The 2,361-nt window shown below is 61.6% G+C and carries 3 protein-coding genes; all 3 read left to right on the top strand.

All coding sequences use genetic code 11. The features are described 5' to 3' along the window. A partial coding sequence (gene mutM, locus EN925_RS32280) for a bifunctional DNA-formamidopyrimidine glycosylase/DNA-(apurinic or apyrimidinic site) lyase (RefSeq protein WP_128337221.1) occupies positions 1–854 on the top strand: 854 nt, incomplete at its 5' end. Between the two features lie 132 nt (positions 855–986). After that, positions 987–1,760: an enoyl-CoA hydratase gene (locus tag EN925_RS32285; protein WP_127370236.1), complete on the top strand. Its 774-nt coding sequence runs from the start codon at positions 987–989 to the stop codon at positions 1,758–1,760. A 182-nt stretch (positions 1,761–1,942) separates the two neighbouring features. After that, positions 1,943–2,209 (top strand): 30S ribosomal protein S20, encoded by a 267-nt coding sequence (gene rpsT, locus EN925_RS32290; RefSeq protein ID WP_013533694.1) that lies wholly within the window; start codon positions 1,943–1,945, stop codon positions 2,207–2,209. The last annotated feature ends 152 nt before the right edge of the window (positions 2,210–2,361 follow it).

Raw genomic sequence — 2,361 nt, forward strand, 5'->3', positions numbered from 1 at the left:
GACTTCAGCCGGTTCTGGAAGGCGCCACCATCGCCCGCGTCGAGGCGCGCCGACCGGATCTGCGCTTTCCATTTCCCGAGAAATTCGCGCAGCGACTGGCCGGCAAGACGATCACGGCACTCGGCCGCCGGGCCAAGTATCTGACGATGGACCTGGAAGGCGGCCCCGCGCTGATCTGCCATCTCGGCATGTCGGGCTCATTCCGCATCGAGACGGCTGATGGCAGCGACATGCCCGGCATCTTCCGGCACGACCGCTCGAAGAGCTCCAATCACGACCACGTCGTCTTCCATGTCGTGTCTCCGGCCGGTACCCGATCGCGCGTGATCTTCAATGATCCGCGCCGCTTCGGCTTCATGTTGTTTGCGGAAGGACTGCCGGACGTTCATCCGATGCTGGCTGGACTTGGCGTCGAGCCTACGGGCAACACATTGGACGGTGCGCTGCTTTCCTCATTGATGAAGGGGCGGAGATCACCGCTGAAGGCAGCGCTTCTCGACCAGAGGCTGATCGCCGGGCTCGGCAATATCTATGTGTCGGAGGCGTTGTGGCGTGCGGGCCTGTCGCCGCTGCGCGAGGCGGGCACGATCGCCAGGCCCGGAAAGAAAGCCCAGGCCCAAAGCGAACACCTCGCGCAAGCCATTCGTTCGGTGATATCGGATGCGATCGCAGCCGGCGGTTCCTCACTGCGGGACTATATGCAGACCGATGGGTCGCTGGGCTATTTCCAGCACGCCTTCGCCGTCTACGACCGCGAAGGCGAGGCCTGCTCCAAGCCCAGTTGCGGCGGCCACATCGAGCGTATCGTGCAGAGCGGCCGATCGACCTTTTATTGCCGGACATGCCAGCGATGAGTCAGAGCAATTCCAGGAAAAGCGAGGGCGGTTTTCCGTCCGAAATTGCATCAAGACAAGGAGATGGAGCGGTTCTGCGTTTCCGTGAAACGATGAACCGCTCTAGACGAGCGTAAGCAAGGAGAAGCAGCCATGACCTATGAGACGATCATCACCGAGACGCACGGCAAGGTCGGGCTGATCACGCTGAACAGGCCGCAGGCGCTCAACGCGCTGAACTCCCAGATCCTGACCGAGGTGGTGGCAGCCGTGAACGGGTTCAGCGCCGATCCCGGTATCGGCGCCATGGTCATCACCGGTTCCGAAAAGGCTTTCGCGGCGGGCGCCGATATCAAGGAGATGCAGTCCATCTCCTATGCGGACGCCTACGCCCAAGACTTCTTCGTCGGCTGGGAGGAACTGACGCGGGCGCGAAAGCCTATTATCGCGGCGGTGGCGGGCTATGCACTCGGCGGCGGTTGCGAGCTGGCGATGATGTGCGATTTCATCATCGCCGCCGACACGGCCAAGTTCGGCCAGCCCGAGATCACGCTCGGCGTCATTCCAGGCATGGGCGGGTCACAAAGGCTGACCCGCTTTGTCGGCAAGTCGAAGGCGATGGACATGTGCCTGACCGGGCGGATGATGGATGCCGCCGAGGCCGAGCGTTCTGGCCTGGTGTCGCGGGTCGTGCCTGCCGGCGAACTTGTCGAGGAGGCGCTGGAGGCCGCGGCCAAGATCGCCGCTTTCTCGCTGCCATCGGTGATGATGGCAAAGGAAGCTGTCAACCGCGCCTTCGAGACGACGCTTGCCGAGGGATTGCGGTTCGAGCGCCGGCTGTTTCACTCGCTGTTTGCACTGGACGATCAGAAGGAAGGCATGGCGGCCTTTGCCGAGAAGCGGAAGCCGAATTTCACCAACCGCTGACGCCAATCCCTTGGCTTCGAAGAAGATGGCTGTTGGCCGCCAAAAAGAAGGCCAGGCAGCGTTGACGCGCCGGAAAAGCTGAACTATAAGCCGCACCAACCGAGGCGGCCCCGTGGCAGCCCGTTTGTTTTTTGCGCCCTGCGGCATCCCGCATGCGCCGACCAGATCAGAAGAGAGGCATCATGGCCAATACATCCTCGGCCAAAAAGGCAACGCGCAAGATCGTCCGCCGCGCAGCGATCAACAAGAACCGTCGCTCGCGCGTCCGCACCTATATCCGCCAGGTCGAAGAGGCGCTTGCCTCCGGTGACAAGGCTGCCGCACAGGCTGCCTTCAAGATCGCGGAACCGGAATTGATGCGCGCCGCAACCAAGGGCGTGATTCACAAGAACACGGCGTCCCGCAAGGTGTCGCGACTGGCTCAGCGGGTCAAGGTACTGTCGGCCTGACATTACTTGCCTAGACTGACGTTCTTCGAACCCGGCCGTTTGTGCCGGGTTTTTTCGTTTGCCGGCAAGCACTTAAAAAGAATGTCCGGAAACGGCGTCTTATGCGGATTTCACAATAGGGAATAGTTTGCCGGCATATGCATGCCTGCTGT

Source organism: Mesorhizobium sp. M7A.F.Ca.US.006.04.2.1, assembly GCF_004022915.1.
Taxonomy (GTDB): Bacteria; Pseudomonadota; Alphaproteobacteria; order Rhizobiales; family Rhizobiaceae; genus Mesorhizobium; species Mesorhizobium ciceri.

Excerpts from the sequence above, each read along its gene's own strand:
- EN925_RS32285 (WP_127370236.1), top strand. The coding sequence starts at position 987 with ATGACCTATGAGACGATCATCACCGAGACGCACGGCAAGGTCGGGCTG.
- rpsT (WP_013533694.1), top strand. The coding sequence starts at position 1,943 with ATGGCCAATACATCCTCGGCCAAAAAGGCAACGCGCAAGATCGTCCGC.